This window comes from Vibrio sp. 1978 (genome assembly GCF_033344345.1).
The window spans coordinates 1-606 of sequence record NZ_JAWPOP010000709.1; the positions used below are offsets into that span (position 1 = coordinate 1).

The 606-nt window shown below is 42.1% G+C and carries 2 pseudogenes; both read left to right on the forward strand.

Annotation, left to right across the window (positions count from 1 at the left end):
* A pseudogene (locus tag R8N49_RS28680) lies at positions 1 to 219 on the forward strand (hypothetical protein); the annotation flags it as partial.
* A gap of 3 nt (positions 220 to 222) precedes the next feature.
* A pseudogene (locus R8N49_RS28685) lies at positions 223 to 606 on the forward strand (hypothetical protein); the annotation flags it as partial.

The window sequence follows — 606 nt, forward strand, 5'->3', positions numbered from 1 at the left end:
ATTGATTTTCCAGACCATAAAGCGTTTTTTGAAGGAAGACCTGAACCTCGAATTGAAGATATCCCTTCTCGCAGCCTTGAATTTCCGGTAGCCGATACCTTTGACCTGAGAGCTAAAAACGCCCCACTTCCTGAATGGCGACGTATTTACAACGGCAAGTGGCAAACGGAATCTGAGATTGAAAAATCTAAATCTGAACTAACAACAACCAAGGAGTAACCCTTGGCATATTCACCATTTTACATCACCCCAGAAGAGTTGGCAGTTTATCAAGAGGCGCAAGAGCAAGAAATACTCGCAGGCGATAATGTCAGAACATGGCATAAGTATGATGTAGAGGAACCATTTCGCTATTACTTTAAACTTTTTGCGCTTCCATTTGTGATCGCCCCATTCCTATTAACTTTGTTTATACACACGAGTGACACGGTTGACGTAACTATTTTTTCTTTTATTTTATCGGTGATGGTGTCTGGAGCCTTTTACCTTACGATTGGTCTCGATTATCGCTATGACTATATTTTTTCTGACAAAGGCTTTGTGATGAAGAAACGTCGCAACATGCCTAAGTGGGTGAATACCGCCACGCAAGCCGTTGGCTGGATA